Below are 1,789 nucleotides of genomic sequence, written 5' to 3' on the forward strand. Positions count from 1 at the left end.
GTGTTCGGAACGGCTCGGCGGGCGGGGCGGTATGGGGTGAGGTGTGACCAATGTGACGTGATCGATGCGGAAATCGGTCGCCGGTTGATACTGACAAGGCCGGGGAGTGCCAGGTAGCGTCGGGCGAACCGGTTCACGGCCCTGAGCTCGTCTCTCAGCGTCCAGGGCCGGTACCACCACACCTTTACTCGGATCGTCCGGCACGTTCCTGCCGGTGGAGGGGAGTCTGCCATGGCTTCTGTCACGTACGACAAGGCGACGCGTATCTACCCGGGCGGCGACCGCCCGGCCGTGGACGCCCTTGAGCTCGACATCGCCGACGGCGAGTTCCTCGTCCTCGTCGGCCCGTCCGGCTGTGGCAAGTCCACCTCGCTGCGCATGCTCGCCGGCCTGGAGGACGTGAACGGCGGTGCCATCCGCATCGGCGACCGTGACGTCACCCACCTGCCGCCGAAGGACCGGGACATCGCCATGGTGTTCCAGAACTACGCGCTCTACCCGCACATGACCGTCGCGGACAACATGGGCTTCGCCCTGAAGATCGCGGGCGTCAACAAGGCCGAGATCCGCAAGAAGGTCGAGGAGGCCGCGAAGATCCTCGACCTCACCGAGTACCTGGACCGCAAGCCCAAGGCGCTCTCCGGTGGTCAGCGTCAGCGTGTCGCGATGGGCCGTGCGATCGTCCGGGAGCCGCAGGTCTTCCTGATGGACGAGCCGCTGTCCAACCTGGACGCCAAGCTCCGTGTCTCCACCCGTACCCAGATCGCCTCGCTGCAGCGCCGTCTGGGCATCACCACCGTCTACGTGACCCACGACCAGGTCGAGGCGCTCACCATGGGCGACCGGGTGGCCGTGCTCAAGGACGGCCTGCTGCAGCAGGTGGACACCCCGCGCAACATGTACGACAGGCCGGCCAACGTCTTCGTCGCGGGCTTCATCGGCTCCCCGGCGATGAACCTGGTCGAGGTGCCGATCGTGGACGGCGGCGTGAAGTTCGGCGACTCGGTCGTCAACGTCCCCCGCGAGGCCGTCACCGAGGCCGCCAACGCCGGCGACCGCACGGTCACCGTCGGTGTCCGTCCCGAGCACCTGACGGTCGTCTCCCCCGAGGGCCTGACCAAGGGCGGCTCCGGCGTCGCCGTCACCGTGAACGTCGTCGAGGAGCTCGGCGCCGACGGCTTCGTGTACGGCTCGGCCCGGATCGGCGACGAGGTGAAGGACCTGGTGGTCCGCGTCGGCGGTCGCCAGATCCCGATGAAGGGCGAGACCATCCACGTGGTGCCGGTCTCCAACGAGACCCACGTCTTCTCGACCAGCACCGGCAAGCGCCTCAGCGCCTGATCGAAGGCCTGCCCAGCAGGCGGTCGCAGTCTGTGAAGAGCCCCGCCGGAGCCTGCTCCGGCGGGGCTCTTCCTTTGGGCGTTACCCAACTCCGGTCAACAGCCGACCTGTTGCGCTTCACTCATCCGAGTTACGCAATGTCGTCATCGCGTCACAGGTCGCTACGATCCTTCCGTGAAGCAGCTCCTCCGCCGCATCGGCAAGACCATCGCATTCGTGCTGCCGGTCGTCCTGGTGACCACCGGCACCCTGGCCGTCACCCGCGTGCCCTGGGCCCCGGCCTCGAGCCAGCAGGTCCTGGCGGCCGCAGCCGCCGACGGCAGCATCGGGATCGCCCCGGCGGACAGCCACCGGCCCGTGAGGCGGCCGGCGCCCCAGGACGCCCTGCTCCAGCGCCTTCTGCACGACCTCGCCGTGCACAACCCGGGGTCGGCGCTGACCATGCTGG

At 68.6% G+C, this 1,789-nt stretch carries 1 protein-coding gene and 1 pseudogene; both read left to right on the forward strand.

Annotated features, from left to right (window positions below; all coding sequences use genetic code 11):
• Window positions 1-231: 231 nt before the first annotated feature.
• Entirely contained in the window at window positions 232-1,341 is a 1,110-nt protein-coding gene (locus tag AOK09_RS34225; protein WP_055591111.1) for an ABC transporter ATP-binding protein, read from the forward strand.
• A gap of 174 nt (window positions 1,342-1,515) precedes the next feature.
• Window positions 1,516-1,789 (forward strand): annotated as a pseudogene (locus AOK09_RS34230) (hypothetical protein); the annotation flags it as partial.

This window comes from Peterkaempfera griseoplana (genome assembly GCF_001418575.1).
GTDB lineage: Bacteria > Actinomycetota > Actinomycetes > Streptomycetales > Streptomycetaceae > Peterkaempfera > Peterkaempfera griseoplana.